The organism is Bacillus sp. JJ1773, assembly GCF_036962035.1.
Classification (GTDB): domain Bacteria; phylum Bacillota; class Bacilli; order Bacillales; family Cytobacillaceae; genus Cytobacillus.
The window spans coordinates 1-1,805 of record NZ_JBALNX010000160.1 but is presented as its reverse complement, the minus strand read 5'-3'; the positions used below and the strand labels follow the sequence as shown (position 1 = coordinate 1,805).

At 35.0% G+C, this 1,805-nt stretch carries 2 protein-coding genes; both read left to right on the top strand.

Translation table 11 applies throughout. From position 1 onward, the window contains the following. The first annotated feature begins 195 nt into the window (after window positions 1-195). Window positions 196-879 (top strand): M50 family metallopeptidase, encoded by a 684-nt coding sequence (locus V7127_RS25800; protein ID WP_335491129.1) that lies wholly within the window; start codon window positions 196-198, stop codon window positions 877-879. A gap of 54 nt (window positions 880-933) precedes the next feature. Beyond that, window positions 934-1,776, top strand: a complete 843-nt coding sequence (locus tag V7127_RS25795; RefSeq protein WP_335491126.1) for an oxidoreductase — start codon at window positions 934-936, stop codon at window positions 1,774-1,776. The last annotated feature ends 29 nt before the right edge of the window (window positions 1,777-1,805 follow it).

Here is a 1,805-nt window from a genome sequence, read left to right as displayed (position 1 = left end):
CATGCATGGATGTAATAACTCCATATGAATTTCTTACTATTTTTATTTTATTATATTTTTATATAGATTCATAATGATTTTATTTATTTTAAGTACAAACTGCTGCTTTGACGAAAATGAAACTTAAAGTGAGAGCACATCGTATAATAAAATAATACGTTGAGACCTTTACGTCTAAAATGAGGAGAATCCATTTTGAGAGCACTAAAGCAAAAAATTACTTGGAAATTCTGTTTATTTATCGTCATTGCTATTATTCTAACAAATATTCCGTTCCTAGGCAGCTATATACGCATGATTAATACTTTAATCCATGAATCGGGACACGCTTTGATTGCCCTATTTGGAGGAAAGGTTCATACTATATCTTTATTTATGAACACAGAAGGGGTAACCTATACAAGTCATACGAACTGGTTTGGCAGCTTTTTTACCGGAATAGCAGGATATTTTTTTTCATCATTTATCGCCTTTTTATCCTTTTGGTTCATTAGCAAGAAACAATATAAACCCCTTATTATTATTTTGCTTCTATTTGTTGGCTTAAACCTGCTGCTTTGGGTTAGAAATTTTTATGGTATATTTTGGCTTATTTCCTTTGGCGCATTATTTATTCTGTTATTATATAAAGGTTCTGTATCATTTGTACAAAATTGTTTATTGATTATAGCTAGTATTCTTTTAGTAGAATCACTAACATCTTCCTTTACCATCCTCATGCTTAGCTTTATTCAGCCACATGCAGCGGGGGACGCTACAGGTTTAGCAAAAACAACTATGTTTATTCCTGCTCAATTATGGGGATTATTCTTTTTTGCTCAATCGATCTCCTTCATGGTTGCAGGGTTAAAGAAGGATATTTACCGAATTGACAAATAAATGGAATATGAGCTAAATATAAATCAACCATATCTTCTTGAAAGGAGATAACATTTGAATAGAAAAATTGCCGTTATTACAGGAGCATCAAGCGGCTTTGGGCTTCTTACAGCTATCGAGCTCGCTAGAAATAATTTCGATGTCATAGCGACCATGAGAGATACGAATAAAAGCGAAACGCTTTTATCCGAGGCAAGATTAAATGGAGTTGAAGGAAATATTACCGTTGCTGAGCTCGATGTTGCTTCTCAACAATCCATTGAAAAATTGAAGCAATTTATTGAAAAAATCGGCCGTATTGATTTGCTATTCAATAATGCCGGGTATGCAAGTGCAGGCTTTGTAGAAGAAATTCCTATTGAGGAATTCAGAAAGCAATTTGAGACAAATTTTTTCGGAGCGATTGCTGTAACTCAAAGCTTTTTACCACTAATGCGCAGCCAAGGAAAAGGGATCATCATTAATATGAGCAGCATCAGTGGGAGAATGGGATTCCCCGGCATGTCTCCCTATGTCGCTTCTAAACATGCTCTAGAAGGATGGAGCGAATGCCTCAGACTTGAAATGAAGCCTTTTGGCGTCAAGCTTGTTTTGATCGAAGCAGGATCATATAAGACAAATATTTGGTCAAGCGGGAAGCATGTTACGGAAAGATCATTGCATGTAGAATCTCCTTATTATTATTATATGAAACAGATTCAACAATATATTGACAATGGGTCAGAATCATTCGGGGATCCAAGAGAGGTAGCTAGGAAGATTACTAATATAGCCGAGGAACTTGATCCTCAGTTAAGGTACCCAATTGGCAAAGGGGTAAAAAGGAGCTTATTTTTGAAAAATATGCTCAAATGGACATTTTGGGAAAAGTCCTTTCTAAAAATCTTAAATAGATAACCATTTCAAGATGATAGAGCATGTTCTAT